Source organism: Streptococcus timonensis (assembly GCF_047460355.1).
Lineage (GTDB): Bacteria > Bacillota > Bacilli > Lactobacillales > Streptococcaceae > Streptococcus > Streptococcus timonensis_A.
Map to the genome: position 1 here is coordinate 24036 of NZ_JASHGL010000007.1, position 18903 is coordinate 42938.

The following is an 18903-nucleotide window of genomic DNA, read 5'->3' on the forward strand; positions in this document are numbered from 1 at the left end:
CAAAAATCATTCATTACAAAGAGCCCAATACAAGGTTCAGGTTCTTTTGCTATTTATTGAAAATCTTGGATATTACCATCGTAATTCGCCCAATCTTGGCTAAAGAAACGATCATTCATCTTGTAGTCTGGAGCTGGTTTCGGATCCGTCAAGAAGGGATTGACAACCTTATCAAAAGTCAGCCACCCCAGCCAACCAATGTGAATGGTGTCCTTGACAAAGTAGGAATCTCCGCCTTTTTTAGAAAAGTCAGCAATGTTGGTGAAACCTTGACTTTCTAACTGGTAACGAATTTTTTCCACAGCATGTTGATACATTTCCTCGCTGAGCTCTGTATGGGCCATCCATTTTTTATTGACAGGCTGAATAACAAAGAGCACATTGACCTTTGATTTGGCAAATTGATTAAGGACCAACTGCAAATCATTGTACTCAGAGGACTTGAGGAAATTATAATTCTTTTGATAGCCCTTATATTTCTCGAGGTAGTCTTTCACCTGGGTCTTATAAAATTGATTTTCAATTCCCATATCATTGTTACTGGTATTGGCTTCTGCATCCTTTCGAGCAATTTTTTCTAACTCTTCATAAGAAAATTGATCCGGAAGATCTTTTAAATAGTTCTCCACGTGTTCCTTGTACTTGAGTTTTCCTCGAATGGAAAATTGCCCAAATAGAGAGGCCTGACGCTCATTAAAACGTGCAAAAGCCTTGATAATAGCATGATCAACTTCTGATAATTCCTCACCCTTTGACAGCTTCTCAACGATACCCTTCATAGAGACTCCTGGATTTTGCTTTAAGAGACGTTTAGCCGCATGTTTGGTTCCTATATCTCCCGATTGATTTTCTAAAAAGGCTGTCAACTGATCGTTATTAAAGTAGTTTTGGAAGATGGCTGGCTCATAGTCCTCCTCTGTAAACCACTGAGGGGAAATGACAAATACTGCCTGCTTTTCCTCGATTTCTGGCAAGATTTGCTGCATACCGAAATACTGGTTAAGCGAGGCCGCTCCTGCTTGTCCCAAAAAATAGGGTCGGTAGGGGCGACTATATTTCTCCGCCAAGACCGCAGGATGCATGCTATCAAAACGAGTCCACTCACTTGAGCCAAAAAAGGGAATAAAGCGCATATTGGGTTCCGTAAAGGCTCTTACTTTTTGGCTTCTCTCTTTAAAGCTCTCCGAACTAATCTCTGCCGCAGAATATTTTTCTTCAGTCAAATTATGACTCGGATTGTTTGGATAGAAAAAGACCAGTAAGAAAACAAGAAAACTAGCAAGAAGCAGAGGGCCAAAGATTAACCACAAACGCTTAAGCATTCTGCAACTCCCTAATGCCTGCTACGATTTTATTGGCTGTATTCCAGTCATCACGACCGAACTCTGTCACTGGAACACGAATTTCAAAACGATTTTCAATCTCAACAATCAATTCAACCGTTCCCATGCTATCCAAGACACCTGCATCAAAGAGATCCTCATCCATCATGTCAGAAACATCTTCCATAAACAATTCATCAATAATTTCAATAACTTCTGATTTGATATCCATTTTTTAATTCCTTTTATTTTTTAAACCATAAATCATTCAAAAATCCAGAAAAGATTAAGAATGAAACCATCACGACATGGAAGGTTATAACCATGCCAAGCAACTGAATCCAACGGTTCTCAGGAAAAGGTGGTTGCCCTGCTTTTTTCCGTTCTTTATTGAGCGTTTTTTTCTTTCGAACCCAGACATCATTAATGACTAAGCCCACTCCATGAAAGAGCCCGTAAACGATATAAAACCATGTTATCCCATGCCAGAACCCCATAAGGAGCATGTTCAGGACATAGGCGACACTTGAAGTCACATTTCGATTCTTAAAAAGCTTCTTTCTCGTCATCACCATGACCATGCGCATAAAGACAAAATCACGGAACCAGAATGATAAACTCATGTGCCAACGATTCCAAAACTCTTTCAAATCTCTTGACAAGAAAGGTTTGTTGAAGTTAATCGGACTACGAATTCCCATCAGATTTGAAATAGCTATAGCAAACATAGAGTAACCTGCAAAATCAAAGAAGAGTTCTAAACCAAATGTGTACATGATGGCCACTACATAATAGTTAAAGACGCCACCTGTTTGTAAAGCTAAATTCTTTAGCGGTGGTAATAAAATCTCGCCTAAAATATGAGCTAGGATAAATTTATACAGAAATCCCCACATGATATACCGAACGGATTCAGCTAGCATATCCATCAACTCATCGCGCTCTGGTATCGTCTGATAATTTTCATTAAAACGTTTGAAACGATCAATAGGACCACTTGAAAATGTCGGCATAAAGAGAAGAAAACGCAAATACTCCCACATCTTCAAATCCTTAATGACTCCATCTCTAAGTTCGATGATGATTCCCACCGAACGAAATGTCAAATAAGAAATTCCGATAAAACCAAGCAAGGATTGTGTTCCGTTAATGGCTGTTTGCGCCTTTACAAGTATAATTGGAAGCAAAGATAACAGACTAATGAGATAGAAAATCCATTTGCCATCTCGAATTTTTCGATAGTGCTTGTAAAAAAGAACCAGTACAATTTGCCAAATCAGATAAAGCCCTAAGGCGGCTAATTGATTGGTCTTTCCACCCGTCAACATAGTGACGATAAAGAAGAGACTAACCAATATTTCATACCAGGCAAAACGTTTTTTGAAAAAAAGACCGATAAAGATTGGTAAAATTGCAGCAATCACATACAAAAAGTACTGCGGATTCCCATACGGCTCAATATGAGGTAGCTGTTTCAGGAAATCCATCATCTATTATTCACCTCATTAATCAATCCTTTAATGTCAATCTTCCCATTTGGAGTTAGTGGTAAATCCTCTCTATAAAGGAACTTAGATGGTATCATATAAGACATCATAATATCTTCCAAGTCTTCCTTGATAGCTTTCGTGATATCAATTTCTCGCTCAAATTGTTCTTTGATGCCATCTTTTAAGATGACATAGGCCAAGAGATTTTGGACCTTGTGATCCTTGTTGTAACGTGGAACTGCAACAGCAGATTCAACGTACTTGGATTTGTTCAAGTTTTGAGAGACATCCTCTAGTTCAATGCGATAGCCATTAAACTTGATCTGGAAGTCCATCCGTCCACCGTAAAGAAGAAGACCTTCATCTGTCATAGTTCCAACATCTCCAGTGTGATAGGTTGGCAAACCTTCAAATTCGAAGAAAGCTTCGGCTGTTTTTTCAGGATTATTCATATAGCCTTTTGAAACAGCCGGTCCAGACACGATGATTTCTCCCTGCTCTCCATTTGGCAATTTATTTCCTGCCTCATCAATGATGAAGGTTGGAGAATCTTCTTTGGTGTAACCAATTGGCAAGCGTTTAAGTGTCGCTAGCATCTCATCTGTAATAGCAACTGCCGATAAAGCAACTGTTGCTTCTGTTGGCCCGTAAGCATTGATGATGCGCGCATTTGGGAAACGTTCGCGCAATTTTTGTGCAGTTTTAACGGTCAACTCTTCGCCATCAAAGTAGAAATGGGTGATTCCTGGCAACTTTTCAGCATTGAAATCTTCAGACAACATGGCCATATCTGCAAAAGATGGTGTCGAAGTCCAGATAGCAATCGGAAGAGAAAAGATGGTCGCAAAGAGTTGTTTGAAGTCTTGAGTGATGGCTGACGGGAGAGCAAAAAGCGTTCCTCCAAGAGCCAAGGTCGGTGCCCAGTACATGACAGACAAGTCAAAGGAATAGGGTGGTTGCGCCAACATTTGTGGGCGCTCTGGCGTCGCAAACTCCTTATCTGTAATCATCCAGTTGGTGAAGCTGAGCAAGTTATCATGCGAAATTTGCACCCCTTTTGGTTTCCCAGTTGTCCCTGAAGTAAAGATGATGTAGTAGTTATCATCCCCTTTGACCGGATGTTGCAAATCATAGGCATGCTGAGCCGCATAAGCTTCACGCACTTGCTCCAAGGACATGATTGGAGTAGCTGGGTTTTCAATTGGAAACTCATTGATAGCGATGATTAAGCTTGGCTCAGCTACTTCAACAATCGCAGACACGCGCTCCAAGGCAGAATGGCTGTCAATTGGGATATAGGCATGGCCAGATTTGGTCAGGGCCACAAAGGTTGCTAACATTTCATATTCTTGGCCACCAAAGACCACAACAGGTGACTTTTCAGGAAGTCCCATTTGGTCAATATGGGCTGCTAAGCCATCTGAATCCGCCTTCAATTGGCCATAGGTATACTCTTCTCCAAGGACATTGTAGACAGGATAGTCTGGTTGCAGTTGGGCGTAACGCTCAATCGCCTCAATCATATCAGTAATTGGTTGGTTTGACACGGTAAGGATCTCCTTTAGAATTCATTGTAAATAAAGCCGCCTTGACCCTGACCAAGATAGCTAAAGAAGTAAAGTAAACCCAGTAAAATAATAAAATACAGGACAGTTTGTCCAAAAAAAACATAGTATGGTTTCTTTTTATTCATATTTGATTCTTTTCTGTACATTTTCATTGTATTTTCGCAAACTTACAATTCTATTTTATCTTGCTCCCATTTTACCACTTTACTTTTTCTATTTTCAACTATTTTCTGTTTTTTAGAAATTGATTTTAGAATATTTTAAGGAAAGCTAAGATATCGATAAAAATATTCTAAAAAACCCAATTTCTTTGCCATCCTAAGATTGACAATTATAAATGGGACAATTTGAAAGACTAGCAAACACACCACTCCCTCTTTGGGCATTTTTATGCTAAAATAGTAGCTATGGATAAAATTATTAAAACTATATCAGAAAGCGGGGCTTTTCGTGCTTATGTACTAGACAGCACTGAAACTGTCCGCACTGCTCAAGAAAAACATCAAACCCAAGCTAGTTCAACCGTAGCGCTTGGCCGTACCCTTATCGCCAGCCAAATTCTCGCTGCCAACGAAAAAGGAAATACCAAGCTAACCGTCAAGATTCTTGGAACTAGCTCCCTCGGTGCCATTATCACAGTTGCAGATACCAAGGGTAACGTCAAAGGCTACGTTCAAAACCCTGGAGTTGACATTAAAAAGACTGCAACAGGAGAAGTCCTCGTTGGACCTTTTGTCGGAAACGGTCAATTTCTAGTGATTACAGACTATGGCACTGGAAATCCCTATAATTCCATGACGCCTCTTATCTCTGGAGAAATCGGTGAAGACCTAGCTTTCTATCTTACAGAAAGTCAACAAACGCCTTCAGCAGTTGGCCTCAATGTTCTTTTAGACAAAGACGACAAGGTCGAAGTTGCAGGTGGTTTCTTGCTCCAAGTATTGCCAAATGCCAAAGAGGAAGAAATCGCACGTTTTGAAAAACGAATCCAAGAAATGCCTCCTATCTCTACACTTCTGGAAAGCGATGACCATATTGAAGCCCTTCTCAAAGCAATCTATGGTGACGAGCCCTACAAACGTCTGTCTGAAGAAGAAATTCGTTTCCAATGCGACTGTAGCAAAGAACGCTTTATGGATGCTCTCGCTAGCCTCCCAAGCTCAGATTTACAGGAAATGAAGGATGAAGACCACGGGGCAGAAATCACTTGTCAATTCTGCCAAACGACTTACAACTTTGATGAAAACGACCTGGAGGAACTCATTCGTGACAAATCTTAATACACCTTTTATGATTGGCAATGTTGAGATTCCCAATCGTACCGTTTTAGCACCCATGGCAGGAGTAACTAACTCAGCCTTTCGTACCATCGCAAAAGAACTCGGAGCTGGACTCGTTGTCATGGAAATGGTCTCTGACAAGGGTATCCAATACAACAACGAAAAAACTCTTCATATGCTTCATATCGATGAAGGCGAAAACCCAGTTTCTATCCAACTCTTTGGTAGCGACGAGGATAGTCTGGCTCGCGCAGCAGAATTTATCCAAAAAAACACCAAGACAGATATCGTGGATATCAATATGGGTTGCCCAGTTAATAAAATCGTCAAAAACGAAGCTGGTGCTATGTGGCTCAAAGATCCTGATAAAATCTACTCTATCATCAACAAGGTCCAATCTGTCCTTGATATCCCTCTCACTGTCAAAATGCGTACAGGCTGGTCTGACCCATCCCTAGCAGTTGAGAATGCCCTAGCCGCTGAAGCTGCTGGTGTTTCTGCCCTTGCTATGCACGGTCGTACACGCGAGCAAATGTATACTGGCCATGCGGACCTTGAGACTCTTCATAAGGTTGCACAAGCTCTGACAAAGATTCCATTCATCGCTAACGGAGACATCCGTACGGTTCAAGAAGCTAAACAGCGTATCGAAGAAGTCGGTGCCGACGCCGTTATGATTGGACGAGCAGCCATGGGAAATCCTTACCTCTTCAATCAAATCAATCATTACTTTGAAACTGGAGAAATCCTTCCTGATTTAACCTTTGAAGACAAGATGAAAATCGCCTACGAGCACTTGAAACGTTTGATTAATCTCAAGGGCGAAAACATCGCTGTTCGTGAGTTCCGAGGACTGGCTCCTCACTATCTCCGTGGAACATCAGGCGCTGCTAAACTCCGTGGGGCCATTTCACAAGCCAGCACTCTGGCTGAGATTGAAGCCCTCTTGCAGTTAGATAAAGCTTAACAACCAAGAAGAAAACCCGTAACTTCAATAGTTTACGGGTTTCTTATTTTTAGGGGGCAATTTGATACTCTCAAGTCTATGGCTTAATCAAAGTAACACTTGAAACAGTGCCATCTGCGCCTGTTGTAATTTGAATAACTTTGCCACCACCTACTTCAGCATTGTATTTTCCATCATCAAGGGTATAAGAATAACTTTGGATAGTGTAGTTCTCTTTCTTACCATCAGCAGATTCCACTGCAAACTGGCCACCTGAGGAGACAGTGATAGTTTCACCATTAGCACCCTTCCAATTCCCAGCTGCAGCCGAAAAGTCTTTGTCCACCATAGTCAAGACCCCTTTATAACGTTTGTTATGCTCTGCTTGCTTGTCTTGGAGTTTGCGATCAGTTGCTGGATCATAAGTTGACTGACTTGCTTGGTTAGATTGGCTTTGAGAAGCTTGCTGATTAGAAGATGGTTGAGCTGGTGTTTCTTGCTGCTGAGGAGCTTGGGGTGTTTGCGGTGCTTGATTCGCTTCTTGCCCTTGACTTGTAGGACTGGAACTTTGGCTAGCTGAAGCTGTCTTTTTTTCAGAACTTGTAGTGGTTGTTGAAGTCTGAGGTTTAGTTTCCTTATTTGAAAACGCAGCCTTAGAACTGGTGGTAGTTTGAGTAGTCGTAGTTGATTTACTACTTGCTGTATCTTCTTTCTTATTGCCACAAGCACCCAATAGCAGAGTTGAAACAAGGACAGTTGCGGCTATTAGTTTAATAGAGGTATTAGTTTTCATTTTTTTGCTCCTTTTTGTAATGTTTTTGAAATATTTGGAAACATTTTTGTAATATTATTGTAATATTTGTTTTAAAATCTGTCAACTATTTATCTAAAATTTTTTAGAATTATTTTTTAGTACATTTATTTCCTTATCCCTCCTATATCTTTTATTCGTAAAGAATTTAAAAAACACAAAAGTTCTTCCTGATAAAGTGCTATATTTTGCAATTGTAATCGCTTACATTTTTTTCTTGAAGGGCTATAATAAAATTGAAATAGGATATTGGAGGTGCGGGTTTATGTCAAAGAAATATTATAAATATCTTCCTTGGTTGATTATTGGTGCTTTCTCTTCTTATGGGGTTGCTACTCATTACGCTCAAACAACATTCGATTTGTTCTACTTAACCACTATTTTCATGATTGTTTATGTGTCTCTAATGTACTTACACGAACATTATTTAAAATATAAATACAAAGATCTATTCATTCGAATCATGAGCAATTCTAATAAAGATAAACATCCTTAAACAAAAAGAGGTCGGGAAAATCCCGACCTCGCTTTTTTATGACTAATAAGTCTTTGACACGATGGCTGAATTGACTTTTGACACAAACTTTATTTTCTCTATACTCAAGCTCAACCAGCTATCGGATTTGTTGAAACTTCTCAGGACTGAAACTAGGAAACCAAGACTTGGGCTATCGATGTCTGCTCCCAAGCTTTTTATTTCAATCGATAGGTTTTTCTTGGTTTCTTTTTAGGCACTCGTTTGAGCCCAACTTCTTCTATATACTCACCGTATTTTACGAGGAAGTTATTGCTGACGATTGGTCGTCCTGGGTTGATGAGATTGACTAATTCGGTTCCTTCATAGACAGTGAACTCCTCCTCCAACAGATAGAGGAAGGTCGGATTCCAGTCAAGACGCCCTTGGATTCGTTTAATAGACTCTTGGATAATGGCATAATGGTCAAAGGCGAAGGCTTGCTCCCCCAGCTCTAGTCCCTCTAGGAAGCACTTGCCCGTCTGAAAATCAACATCGACAAAAACCACATCCTTGGCATCATCACCAGCTTGAACGAGATCAAGTGCGCGGCTAGGTAGATACACCAAGTGGGCGATAGTAACCGTCCAGCCCCGCGGATCACGACCTGGAGTAGATACTGTCATCAACTGTTCGATTTTTTCCAAAGGAAGGTCAAGGTTAACCTCCTCTCTCACTTCACGCTGACAAGCATACCTTGCATCTTCGTTCTTATCTATAAAACCACCGACCAAAGCCAAACAGTTCTGATAAGGATGGCCCTTGCGACGAATTAGCAAGAGTTTGATTTTCCCTTCCACAAAGCAATAAGCTACCATATCCACCGTCACGCTCGGTTTTTCATACTGAGGAAGATCCTGTTTGCAGTACCAGTCTAGAAATTCCTTCTCAGTCGCATGAATCTCAAAATATTCTCTCTCTGTCATTCCAGCCGGGATTATCGTTTCAGTCAACTTATCCCTCCTTGACAGCCTTAGTCCATTGGTACCAACCGACTAGACTATTGAGGGTGTAGACCCAGTACATTCCTTGGATATGGATGTTTTCACCCCACCAGAGGTAGATACTAAAGAGATTGGTTGCAATCCAGAAAATCCATTGCTCACGGTAAAGACGTGTCATCAAGAGCTGACCAACACCATTGGTCGCATCGGTAATACTGTCACGGAAAGGACGAGCACTGCTGATACTTTGGTAGGCTAATCCCATGCCAATCCAGATGATAGCAGTCAAGGCCAAGTACTTGAGCCAATCAATCAGACCGAGTTTCTTAGCTTCAAAGTGAGACTCCTCTGGTCTTCCTTGCTCATTGATCCGATTAGACAACCAAGTATAGAGACCAATAGGCTGCATGACAAAGAAATAAACTGTTGTCAAAACTTCACCGTAGAAAGTCGCATTCATAGCTAGGACCAAATAGATTGCAGAGTTAATAGCTCCAAAAAGGTAGTTACTAGCTCGACCTTCAGCTACTAAGATAACGCAGACAATCCCTGTCCAAGAAGCCAAGAGACCAATCCAGTCATGACTTTCTGTATTTTGTGTAAACTCCAGAATAAGAGGAACACTTGATAAAGCAATCAAATAGAGCCACTGGAAAAGACTACGGCCCACAAAGAGGTCTTTCCAAATCAAACGCATAATTCCTGCAAAACCAATTTTACGAGCTTCTGCGTGAACATTTTTAAAGTTTTCAATAAATCGAGTGATTTTTTCAGTTATTTTTTTCATTTTCTTCTCCTAATCTGCTTGGTAAATGGCATCAATAGCTATTTTTGCTACTTCATAATTTCCTAAATAGTCATCAGCTAGATAAACATGAGGGATATTGGCTAGATATTGCTCCCTCATCATATCCAAATGCTGAGAAAAACTGTGACGGATATGGTCTTCTGCCATGGTCATGTCGCGAAAACCATCATTGACATAAGAGCCAATAGGTTGCACAAAGAGGATTAAATCCCACTTTTCCTTGGCTAAGATGGAAACAAAGAGATTATCAAAGGTCTCTACGGACAAGTCCTCCTGCTCTTCGCTTTCCATGTAGTAATCGTAGTAGCCCTTGGTTACTAGTGAGTTAGTATCTGCAATGACTAGGCCTCGATTGGCATTGCTATCGATTAACTTGGAAGTTTGATCATATTGGCCTAAAAGAAGGTAATAATAATCTTTGGAGATAAGCTCATCATCTCGGACATTATTTTTTATCTGATACTCACGAGCATACTCCAGACTGACTGGCGCATCATAAAAGCGAGCTAAATCCTTGGCTAGAGTTGTTTTACCATTACTAGCACTTCCCATAATCAACACTTTTTTCGTAAACTGACGGCGGAAAGGTTGAGCGATATATTTCCAATATTTGCTTGGATTTTCTCGAATCATGGTAGCCGAAATTCCAAATTTTCTTTCCTGTAGAACAGTCTCAAAACCACGTTCTGACAATTCTTGTTGGTATTCGGACTCTCCTACAAAAAAGATTAGTTCCTCACCAGTCTGGTCATAGGAAATGGCCTGCAACATCTGATCCAACCACTCCTGCCAGCCCATTGGATAGCGTGGAATATTGGTTTCGTCAAGTTTACAAACAGATGTCAACTCATCATCTCGAAATGCTTCACGAATATAGCGAAACCTCTTTTGTAGTGTAAGTCCAACCTCTTCACCACGATCTCCCTCATAACCTGAAACCACCACCCATACAGCATCGCATTGTCGTTTTGCTCTTTGGATTAAATCAATATGCCCCTGATGCAAGGGAGCAAAGGTTCCAAAAACCACTGCTATCTTTTTTTTCAAGTCTTTTCAACCTTTTTATAAATTTTTATATTTTATATCATACTACTCCTTCTATTGTTCGTCAACACTTTTTTATTATTTTTTATAAAAATATTTTCTACATGATAGAATTTTTTTCTTGATATACAAAACTTGATCAGTAGAAATTCGTTTTTGAATTCCTTAAACTAAATGCACAATTCAAATGCTTATTATAGTGACAACTTTCCAAAAAAAAAAGAGGCTGAAACAATCTGTTCCAACCTCACAATTTTAAACAATCTCAAATTTTAACTGACCAGCTTTGACACCAATCTTAAGGGTCTTGCCTGCTTCCAATTCTCCTTTGAGTAAGAGTTCAGCTAGTTTGTCTTCCACTTCAGTTTGTAGAGTTCTACGAAGCGGTCGCGCACCCATCTCTGGATCATAGCCTTGCTGAGCTAGAAGTTTAAGGGCAGATGCTTGGAATTTTAAGTCAATCCCTTTTTCTGCCAAGCTTGCAATCAAAGGTTTGACCATAATCTTGACCACGTCCTGCATATCTTGACTTGACAAGCTATGGAAGACTACCTTTTCGTCAATACGGTTGATAAACTCTGGTCGATAAGCTTTTTTCAACTCTTCAAACATACGTTTTTCCATATTTTCCTGGTCAAAACGAATATCTCGAGCTCCAAAACCGACTGTCTTATCATCACGAAGGGCAGTCGCACCAAGGTTTGATGTCATGATAATAATGGTGTTTGAGAAGTCAACTTTGCGTCCCTTACTATCTGTCAGAACCCCATCGTCCAAGACTTGTAAGAGGACATTAAAGATATCTGGGTGAGCCTTCTCTACTTCGTCAAAGAGCAGAACTGAGTATGGCTTGTTGCGAACCTTCTCGGTTAACTCTCCGCCTTCTTCGTAGCCTACATAGCCCGGAGGAGCACCATTGAGACGGCTAGCCGCAAATTTCTCCATGTATTCACTCATGTCAAAACGGATAAGTGCTGATTCGTCATCGAAGAGAACTTCTGCCAAAGCCTTGGCTAATTCTGTCTTACCAACACCTGTAGGACCTAGGAACATAAAGGATCCAATTGGGCGTTTATGGCTACGAATACCTGATTGATTACGACGGATGGCACGGCTGATGCTAGATACAGCCTGTTCTTGTCCGATAACCCGTTTGTGTAATTCAGCTTCTAAGTTCAGATATTTCTTAGCATCGGATTGGGTTAATTTTTGAACTGGAATTCCAGATAAGCGACTCAAGGTAGTCAAAATATCAGACTCTGATACCAAGTCTTTATAGACAGGAGCTTCCTCTTCTTTAGCGATGAACTGAGCTGCCTGTTTCCACTTCCCATCCATCAAGGCCTTATCAGCTGGAGTCAAGCCAGATTCATCTGGTTTACCATGTTTAGACTTGTTCTGAACAGTCGCTGCTGCTTCATCCAATAGATCGATAGCTGAGTCTGGTAAATGACGGCTAGTCAGATAGCGATGAGCCATCTTAACCGCTGTTTCTACAGCTTCGTCTGTGATTTGTACATGGTGGTGTTTCTCATAAGTTGCCTTCAAACCTTGTAAAATAGAGATGCTATCTGCTAGACTTGGCTCCTCAATAGTTACTTTGGCAAATCGACGAGATAGGGCTGCGTCTTTTTCAATATGTTTTTGATATTCTTCCTGGGTGGTTGCCCCTACTGTTCTGAGAGTTCCACGAGCCAAGGCCGGCTTAAGGATATTGGCTGCATCCAAGGTCGAATCAATTCCACTACCTGAACCCATAATTGTATGAAGTTCATCGATAAAGAGGATGACATTGCCGTCTTCTTCGATATCTTTGATGATGTTATTCATGCGTTCTTCAAAGTCTCCGCGGAAACGTGTTCCAGCAACGACATTCATCAAATCAAGTTCGAGGACGCGCATCTTAGCCATTTCGTCTGGTACTTCTCCGCTAGCAATGCGTTGAGCCAAGCCAAGGGCAAGAGCTGTTTTACCAACACCCGCATCTCCAACCAACACCGGATTATTCTTTGTCTTACGGCTCAAAATCTGAATCATACGAGAGATTTCTTGGTCGCGTCCAATAACCGGCTCCAATTTCCCAGAACGAGCTTGATCCGTTAAGTCATGGGTATAATCTTCTAGACCTCCACTTTGAGCCTGAGGCATGCCCATCATATTGGCCATGGAATTTTGCTTATCTGCTACTGTACGATGACGTTGGCGAAGGGCCTTAAGATCATCTCTAGTCCAGCCTGCACGCGCTTCAAGACTACGACGAAGTCCAGCAATCTTGACCTGATCCTTTTTATCTTCGTAAGAAAATCCTGCTTTTTCTAAAATGCGAGTAGCTAAGGCATTGCCATCATGTAAGATAGCATAAAGAACATGCTCTGTTCCCAATACCTTGGCATGAACGACAGAAGATACGTGCTCTGCTTCCAACAACAATACCTTCAAACGGTGTGAAAAAGGCAGCTCCTGATAATGTTCCTTATCGCTATACTTTGTTTCAGTCAGCTCTACAGCAACTTCCTCCAGACGATCAATCTCATATGGAAATTCATTTAAAGTCGCCCCAGCTACACTATAACCATGATTGGCCATAGCAATCAATAGGTGCCATGACTCTAGGTAATCTGCCCCAAAATGACTTGCGACCAGAAAGGCACTTTCTATACATTCTCTCAATGCTTTTGAATATTTCATTTAGTTCTATTTTCCTTTTCTATCTACCTCTTGTAATAACTGCCGGAGCATATTGGCACGTATAAGATTGGCATCATCGCCTAAAACTCGGTCTGTCGCCATTGCTAATAATAGATTCATCTCCTGACGAGTCACTAAATCCTGCTCAAACAAGAGTCTTAAAACATCTTCAAAAACAACCTGGCTAACTTCTTCACCTACTGAATACAACAAATCTCGAAGCATTTCATGGTGGTTGGAAAATTCAATCCGGCCGATACGAATATAGCCCCCACCACCTCGTTTACTCTCAACTAGATAGCCTCTACTTTCTGTAAAACGAGTCTTAATCACATAATTGATCTGACTAGGCACGACTTGAAAGGTATCCGCTAATTGGCTTCGTTGCAATTCAACCATACCTGACTGCTCCAAAATCGCCTTGATATAGGCCTCTATATGGTCTGATGTATTTTTAAATCTCATAGAACGTCACCTCTTTCTTTGAACCTTGACTATCTTTGACTATTATACCGAATTTTTCGATTTTTTTAAAGAAAAAAGAGAGTAAGTAAAGAATAAACTTCACCCACTCTCTATATTTCTAATTATTTAAGCCTAGTTCCGCTAAGATTTGGCGTTTATAGGCAATTTTTTGAACGTCCTTGTCTTCGGCTTCAGACCAGTCGAGTTTGACTTCAGAAACAATCTGCCCAGGCCTATTTTTCAAGATATAGATACGGTCACTAAGATTGAGGGCTTCCTCGATACTATGCGTAATGATGAGTGTTGTCAGGCCTAGCTGTTTATGAATATCAAGATACCAGGCATGAAGTTCCATCTTAGTCATCTCATCCAAGGCGCTAAAGGCCTCGTCTAGAAGAAAGAGCTTGTGCCCGAAAAGGTAGGTACGGAGTAAAGCAACACGCTGGCGCATCCCACCACTGAGTTCATGAGGGTACTTATCCCTTACAGCCGTCAACTGAAAGGTCGCAAGAATTTCATCTGCTTTGGCAATGGCTTCTGCCTTGTCCACCTTTTGGATCAAGAGAGGCAGGATGATATTACCAAGTACCGTCTTATGTTCCAAGAGCAGATCTTTTTGTAACATATAGCTCACGCGTCCCTTGGGATTTTCTTCACCGTCAAGAATGATTCTCCCAGACTGGACTTCTAAAATCCCTGCAATCAGGTTAAAGAGAGTAGTCTTTCCTACACCACTGGGTCCTAGGATAGAGACCACTTCACCTGAAGTTACCTGTAGGTTAATATCCTCTAAAATCTTTTCATTGTCGTAGGCATAGCTTACGTGTTCTAGTCTAATTTCTGTCATTATTTTACAAATTCGTTGGTAAATCCTTTATCAGTCAAGTCTTCCTTGAGGATTCCATTTTCTTTATCCCATTTGTAGAAGGCATTCCAGCGGTCAGCATCAAACTGTCCCCATTTTTCCTTGTCGCTAGCATATTCTTTTGACAAGTATTTTTGAGATTCGATGACAAAGTCACGTTTATCCTTTAACTCAGGGGCATTCTTGATCAAGATATCAGCCGCTTCTTCTGGGTGCTCCATAGCGTATTGATAACCTTTTTTGATAGCTTGGATGACTTTACGAGCTTCTTCTTTGTTGTCTTTTAGATAGTCGTTGTTTGCGATGATAACTGGTGAGTAGTAGTCAAATTCTTTAACGTAGTCTTTCAAATACATAAAGTTAGCATCTACACCTTGAGATTTAGCAAGGATTCCATCCCAACCATAGTAAATCCAGGCAGCATCAAAAACGCCATTGGCAATCGGTGTGATCGAATTTGAATCGTTGTTTGGTACTTTTTCAACCTTCTCAAAGTCTCCACCTTGAGATTCTACCAAGGTTTTCAACATCGCAAGCTCAGTTGGGTCATTCCAAGTTCCGTATTTCTTGCCAACCAAGTCTTTTGGACTAGTTACATTGTCAGATTTACGTGAGATGATCCCTGATGTATTGTGCTCAACGATCGCTGCAACGGCAGTAATACCTGCTCCTTTTTCCAATTTCTTAGCCATGTAATCTTGGAAATAGATAGCAAATGGCGCCTTACCATTGATCACCAAGTCAGATGAACTTTCTTCTGGTGGCAATTTCAAGTCAACATCCACTCCAGCTTCTTTGAAATACCCTTTTTCTTTGGCTACATAAAGTCCCGTATGGTTGGTATTTGGTGTCCAATCTAGGATAAAGTCAATTTTTTTGAGTTCTGCTTCTTTGTTATCCTTGGAAGCAGTTCCTTGGCCACAAGCCACAAGCACGACAGCTAGAAGAGCTGTTACAATCGCTAAAAACACTTTCCATGTTTTCTTCATTTATATTTCCTCTTTTCTTTTTACAAAACGCTTCTTTTAAGTACGTTTCCATTTAATCACATATTTTTCACTGATATCGACTAGCTTCATACCCAGAAGGCTAATCAGCGATACCAGAATAATAATCGCAAACATAGTATCATACTGAAACAGTTTTTTGGACTGAATCATGTAGACACCAAGTCCTTCAAAGCCTCCCAACCACTCAGATACCACTGTTGTGATAAAAGCGTAGGAGACACTGACTCTCAGACCTGCATAAAAGTAGGGCAGGCTGACCGGGATTTTAAAATGCCACAGGATTTGCCAAGGATTGGCTCGCATCAGACTAAACAAGGTCAGCATATCCTTGTCACAATGCCTAAAACCATCTAGAATACTGACGATAATAGGGAAGGTTGTCGTCAAGATAATCAAGACAATCTTGGGCAAAATCCCATACCCCAGCCATAAAACTAGGATAGGGGCTATGGCAATGGTCGGTATGGTCTGGACAACTACCATCATGGGGTAAATCAGGTCATTGAGCCAGCCCAAACTATCCATAAGAACAGCCATGATACAGGCTATCAAGACACCCAACACTAAACCTAGTAAGGCTACTCTCAAGGTTGCCCAACTATGGTACCAAAGAAATTCTCTGTCACGAACAAAAGACTGGAGAATTTCAAGTGGTGTCGGCAAGATAAACTTTGGTAGGAGTTTTAAGAAACCCGCCACCTGCCAAAAGGATAAGACACCCAAAAATCCTAGCAGACTAATATGCTGTCTCATTATGCTTTTCAAGTTTCTCATCAATGCTTAAAATCTCTCCTACATTTATTTTGACATTAGCAAAAACATTGTCTGCCCCTTGACCAGCTACCTCCAACGCTTCTTTAAGAATACGCATGAGTTCATCAAACTCTCCCTCTAAAACTGTTTCAAAGGGTGTCACCACCATGGTTACTCCTTGAGCTTGCAGATAAGCAATGACCTTATCAATTACAGCTATGCGGTCAATCCCCTGTGATAGGGGCAGGACTTGTAAAGCAATGCTTGCCTTCATTAAAACCTCCTTCTAAGTTACAGTTTTTCTTTGTAAAAAAAAGAAAAACCTCTTTCATATATGAAAAAGGTGCAAAATTAGGCCAAGTATTCGTTCCCTACGCTGGCATTACCCAGATCAGGTGCGGTCGAAGTTTAACACTTCCTCTCAGACTGTACACAGACTCCCATATATTATATGGATATATAATAGCCTAATAATGTCCTAATGTCAAGGTTTCTGCTCATATAAAAAGAGGCGTTCATTCGCCTCTTACTCTAATATTATTTGCATTTCAGCCATTTTATTTACAGCATAGGCGCAAATAACTGTGTCACTTCTTTTATCAACATTTGATACCAAGTAGGATTTATGGTGTCAGAGAAGATTTCTTGAGATTGTTCAAAAATATTTTCAAAATCCTTGTGAATATCTGCTATTGACTCTGTTTTGTACAGTAATACTGCATTTTCATAGTGGTGAACCAAACTACGATAATCTAAGTTAATCGTACCTACAGCCGCAAACCGACCATCAACAATGATTTGTTTACTATGAATAAATCCAGGAGTATATTCGAAAATACGTACCCCAGCTGATAAAAGATCTGGATAAGCACCTCTTGTTACAAGCTGAATGAGCTTCTTATCTGGTATATAGGGAGTAACTATTCGTACATCTACACCACGCATAGCTGCATTTTTAATATCTTCCGTCAAATCATAATCAATGATTAGGTACGGAGTAGTGATATAGACGAAATCCGTTGCCTGATTAATCAAGTTTTGATAAACTATTTTCCCTACCTTAGATTTATAGATTGGCTTTGGTCCGCTTCCATAAGGAATGCATAAACCGGGAGATGAAACGGCTTGACACTCTATACGATATTGGTCAAAATTACTAATATCTCCACCGTTAATATACCAGTTCATAAGAAATAGTCTTGTAAAAGCTTGAACAGCCGGACCATCTATCCTAATACCGCTATCTTTCCAATAACCAAAGCGTTCAATATGATTGATGTATTCATCAGCTAGATTGATTCCCCCAGTATAAGCAATCTGTCCATCAATCACCAAGATTTTACGGTGATCACGGTTATTATAAGTTACTGTCATTCGAGGAATTACTTTGTTAAACTTATGAGTCTCAATCCCTTTAGATCTCAAATTTACTGTATAATCTCCTGGCAATGTAACCATACAGCCAATATCATCGTAGAGCATCTTGATTTCAACGCCTTGAGCAGCCTTTTCTTCAAGAATCTCACGTATGCTGCCCCACATCACCCCTTCATCAACTATGTAGTACTCGAGAAAAATAAACTTTTCTGCACTTCTTAAGTCCTCTAACATTTGCTGCCACATATCTTCGCCAGAAGAAAAAAACTTAGAAGCAGTTTGGTCATAGACCTCTGAGTTACTATCCATGCTCAGCAAAGATTTTATAATACCATAAGCGGACTTATCCCGGTCTTCTAACTGGTGATGGAGGTTATTACCAGTATCCTCATGAAATGCGATAGCATTTAACTCCTGAAGCTGTTTCAGTTCCTTTTTTGATAATCTTCTCTCACCAAACATGATATAAAGCAGTGGACCAAATACCGGAAAAAAAGCAACTAAAAGCCAGGTAACCTTGCTCTCTGGTGACATATTCCGATTGACAATCGATAAGATTGTCGCCACACTTATCAAAACAACAAGAATAATCCAAACATAGGGTACTATCTGACTTAAGAATAAAAACAGACCAAAAATCAGAATTAATTCCATCAGTATGATTGTAATGCTAAAACCATACTTTGACATCAATAATCGAAATTTCCTAAAACCCATAACTTACACTCATTAACAACATAATCTCTCATTTATTATTTTTAAAAACAACTATTAATTACTAGTATACCTTAGTTAAGGTAAAGATAGCAACTATTTTCTAGAAATTAAGAATTTTAAAAAAGAAAAAAATGAAAATAAAAAAAGACCTTCTTGGTCTACTTAATAAGCAATATCAATCGGGAAGACAGGATTCGAACCTGCGACACCTTGGTCCCAAACCAAGTACTCTACCAAGCTGAGCTACTTCCCGAAGTAAATAAAAAAATGCACCCTAGAGGAGTCGAACCTCTAACCGCCT

At 40.3% G+C, this 18903-nt stretch carries 19 protein-coding genes, 1 tRNA gene and 1 riboswitch; of the genes, 3 read left to right on the plus strand and 17 right to left on the minus strand.

Annotated elements, in window-relative coordinates:
- Positions 1-53: 53 nt before the first annotated feature.
- Genes dltD through QM941_RS09365 form a run of 5 tightly spaced genes read right to left on the minus strand, consistent with a single transcriptional unit; the run spans position 54 to position 4505 of the window.
- A complete protein-coding gene (dltD, locus tag QM941_RS09345; protein ID WP_414340300.1) occupies positions 54-1322 on the minus strand; it encodes a D-alanyl-lipoteichoic acid biosynthesis protein DltD in 1269 nt (422 codons plus the stop codon).
- On the minus strand, positions 1315-1554 hold the full coding sequence (gene dltC, locus QM941_RS09350; protein ID WP_414340301.1) for a D-alanine--poly(phosphoribitol) ligase subunit DltC: 240 nt from the start codon (positions 1552-1554) through the stop codon (positions 1315-1317). Before dltC ends, dltD begins: the two co-directional genes overlap by 8 nt.
- Positions 1555-1567: 13 nt before the next feature.
- Positions 1568-2812, minus strand: coding sequence for a D-alanyl-lipoteichoic acid biosynthesis protein DltB (gene dltB, locus QM941_RS09355; RefSeq protein WP_414340303.1), 1245 nt, complete (start codon positions 2810-2812; stop codon positions 1568-1570).
- Positions 2809-4359 carry a D-alanine--poly(phosphoribitol) ligase subunit DltA gene (gene dltA / locus QM941_RS09360; protein ID WP_414340304.1) on the minus strand — a complete coding sequence of 517 codons (1551 nt, stop codon included), beginning with the start codon at positions 4357-4359 and terminating at the stop codon, positions 2809-2811. Before dltA ends, dltB begins: the two co-directional genes overlap by 4 nt.
- Positions 4360-4373: 14 nt before the next feature.
- Complete coding sequence (locus QM941_RS09365) at positions 4374-4505, minus strand: teichoic acid D-Ala incorporation-associated protein DltX (RefSeq protein ID WP_247913377.1); 132 nt, start codon at positions 4503-4505, stop codon at positions 4374-4376.
- Positions 4506-4787: 282 nt separating this feature from the next.
- Between QM941_RS09365 and hslO the strand changes: the two genes are divergently transcribed.
- The gene (gene hslO, locus QM941_RS09370) at positions 4788-5660 is read left to right on the plus strand and encodes an Hsp33 family molecular chaperone HslO (RefSeq protein ID WP_414340305.1); all 873 of its coding nucleotides are present in this window, start codon (positions 4788-4790) and stop codon (positions 5658-5660) included.
- Complete coding sequence (gene dusB / locus QM941_RS09375) at positions 5647-6627, plus strand: tRNA dihydrouridine synthase DusB (RefSeq protein WP_414340307.1); 981 nt, start codon at positions 5647-5649, stop codon at positions 6625-6627. Before hslO ends, dusB begins: the two co-directional genes overlap by 14 nt.
- Before the next feature lie 76 nt (positions 6628-6703).
- Here dusB and QM941_RS09380 read toward each other — a convergent pair whose 3' ends face one another.
- Complete coding sequence (locus tag QM941_RS09380; RefSeq protein ID WP_414340309.1) at positions 6704-7399, minus strand: hypothetical protein; 696 nt, start codon at positions 7397-7399, stop codon at positions 6704-6706.
- Between the two features lie 283 nt (positions 7400-7682).
- On the opposite strand from QM941_RS09380, the gene QM941_RS09385 reads away from it, so the two are divergent.
- Positions 7683-7913, plus strand: coding sequence for a hypothetical protein (locus QM941_RS09385; RefSeq protein ID WP_006152390.1), 231 nt, complete (start codon positions 7683-7685; stop codon positions 7911-7913).
- Positions 7914-8110: 197 nt separating this feature from the next.
- Here the strand turns inward: QM941_RS09385 and QM941_RS09390 are convergent, their stop codons facing one another.
- The 11 genes from QM941_RS09390 to QM941_RS09440 all read right to left on the minus strand — a co-directional run bounded on the left by QM941_RS09390 (position 8111) and on the right by QM941_RS09440 (position 18855).
- Complete coding sequence (locus tag QM941_RS09390) at positions 8111-8884, minus strand: NUDIX domain-containing protein (RefSeq protein ID WP_414340311.1); 774 nt, start codon at positions 8882-8884, stop codon at positions 8111-8113.
- Between the two features lies 1 nt (position 8885).
- Positions 8886-9662: a nicotinamide riboside transporter PnuC gene (pnuC, locus tag QM941_RS09395; protein ID WP_414340313.1), complete on the minus strand. Its 777-nt coding sequence runs from the start codon at positions 9660-9662 to the stop codon at positions 8886-8888.
- 9 nt (positions 9663-9671) lie between these two features.
- Positions 9672-10730 (minus strand): AAA family ATPase, encoded by a 1059-nt coding sequence (locus QM941_RS09400; protein ID WP_414340315.1) that lies wholly within the window; start codon positions 10728-10730, stop codon positions 9672-9674.
- 252 nt (positions 10731-10982) lie between these two features.
- Positions 10983-13415 carry an ATP-dependent Clp protease ATP-binding subunit gene (locus QM941_RS09405; protein ID WP_414340317.1) on the minus strand — a complete coding sequence of 811 codons (2433 nt, stop codon included), beginning with the start codon at positions 13413-13415 and terminating at the stop codon, positions 10983-10985.
- 6 nt (positions 13416-13421) lie between these two features.
- On the minus strand, positions 13422-13880 hold the full coding sequence (locus tag QM941_RS09410) for a CtsR family transcriptional regulator (RefSeq protein WP_414340319.1): 459 nt from the start codon (positions 13878-13880) through the stop codon (positions 13422-13424).
- Positions 13881-13998: 118 nt separating this feature from the next.
- Positions 13999-14727: an ABC transporter ATP-binding protein gene (locus tag QM941_RS09415; RefSeq protein ID WP_414340320.1), complete on the minus strand. Its 729-nt coding sequence runs from the start codon at positions 14725-14727 to the stop codon at positions 13999-14001.
- On the minus strand, positions 14727-15734 hold the full coding sequence (locus QM941_RS09420; RefSeq protein ID WP_414340321.1) for an ABC transporter substrate-binding protein: 1008 nt from the start codon (positions 15732-15734) through the stop codon (positions 14727-14729). Before QM941_RS09420 ends, QM941_RS09415 begins: the two co-directional genes overlap by 1 nt.
- A 36-nt stretch (positions 15735-15770) precedes the next feature.
- Positions 15771-16529, minus strand: a complete 759-nt coding sequence (locus QM941_RS09425) for an ABC transporter permease (RefSeq protein WP_414340322.1) — start codon at positions 16527-16529, stop codon at positions 15771-15773.
- Positions 16492-16782 (minus strand): MTH1187 family thiamine-binding protein, encoded by a 291-nt coding sequence (locus QM941_RS09430; protein WP_414340324.1) that lies wholly within the window; start codon positions 16780-16782, stop codon positions 16492-16494. The genes QM941_RS09425 and QM941_RS09430 overlap by 38 nt, the downstream gene beginning before the upstream one ends.
- 77 nt (positions 16783-16859) lie before the next feature.
- Positions 16860-16962: riboswitch (TPP riboswitch) on the minus strand.
- A gap of 107 nt (positions 16963-17069) precedes the next feature.
- Positions 17070-18602 (minus strand): cardiolipin synthase, encoded by a 1533-nt coding sequence (cls, locus tag QM941_RS09435; protein ID WP_414340326.1) that lies wholly within the window; start codon positions 18600-18602, stop codon positions 17070-17072.
- Between the two features lie 179 nt (positions 18603-18781).
- Positions 18782-18855, minus strand: a tRNA-Pro gene (locus tag QM941_RS09440).
- Positions 18856-18903 lie beyond the last annotated feature (48 nt).

Bases quoted from the DNA above. Each gene is read 5' to 3' on its own strand.
- QM941_RS09380 (WP_414340309.1), bottom strand. From the start codon at position 7,399: ATGAAAACTAATACCTCTATTAAACTAATAGCCGCAACTGTCCTTGTT.
- QM941_RS09365 (WP_247913377.1), bottom strand. From the start codon at position 4,505: ATGAATAAAAAGAAACCATACTATGTTTTTTTTGGACAAACTGTCCTG.
- dltB (WP_414340303.1), bottom strand. From the start codon at position 2,812: ATGATGGATTTCCTGAAACAGCTACCTCATATTGAGCCGTATGGGAAT.
- QM941_RS09430 (WP_414340324.1), bottom strand. From the start codon at position 16,782: ATGAAGGCAAGCATTGCTTTACAAGTCCTGCCCCTATCACAGGGGATT.
- QM941_RS09420 (WP_414340321.1), bottom strand. From the start codon at position 15,734: ATGAAGAAAACATGGAAAGTGTTTTTAGCGATTGTAACAGCTCTTCTA.
- QM941_RS09385 (WP_006152390.1), top strand. From the start codon at position 7,683: ATGTCAAAGAAATATTATAAATATCTTCCTTGGTTGATTATTGGTGCT.
- hslO (WP_414340305.1), top strand. From the start codon at position 4,788: ATGGATAAAATTATTAAAACTATATCAGAAAGCGGGGCTTTTCGTGCT.
- QM941_RS09410 (WP_414340319.1), bottom strand. From the start codon at position 13,880: ATGAGATTTAAAAATACATCAGACCATATAGAGGCCTATATCAAGGCG.
- QM941_RS09405 (WP_414340317.1), bottom strand. From the start codon at position 13,415: ATGAAATATTCAAAAGCATTGAGAGAATGTATAGAAAGTGCCTTTCTG.
- QM941_RS09415 (WP_414340320.1), bottom strand. From the start codon at position 14,727: ATGACAGAAATTAGACTAGAACACGTAAGCTATGCCTACGACAATGAA.
- QM941_RS09425 (WP_414340322.1), bottom strand. From the start codon at position 16,529: ATGAGAAACTTGAAAAGCATAATGAGACAGCATATTAGTCTGCTAGGA.
- dltC (WP_414340301.1), bottom strand. From the start codon at position 1,554: ATGGATATCAAATCAGAAGTTATTGAAATTATTGATGAATTGTTTATG.
- dltD (WP_414340300.1), bottom strand. From the start codon at position 1,322: ATGCTTAAGCGTTTGTGGTTAATCTTTGGCCCTCTGCTTCTTGCTAGT.
- pnuC (WP_414340313.1), bottom strand. From the start codon at position 9,662: ATGAAAAAAATAACTGAAAAAATCACTCGATTTATTGAAAACTTTAAA.
- cls (WP_414340326.1), bottom strand. From the start codon at position 18,602: ATGGGTTTTAGGAAATTTCGATTATTGATGTCAAAGTATGGTTTTAGC.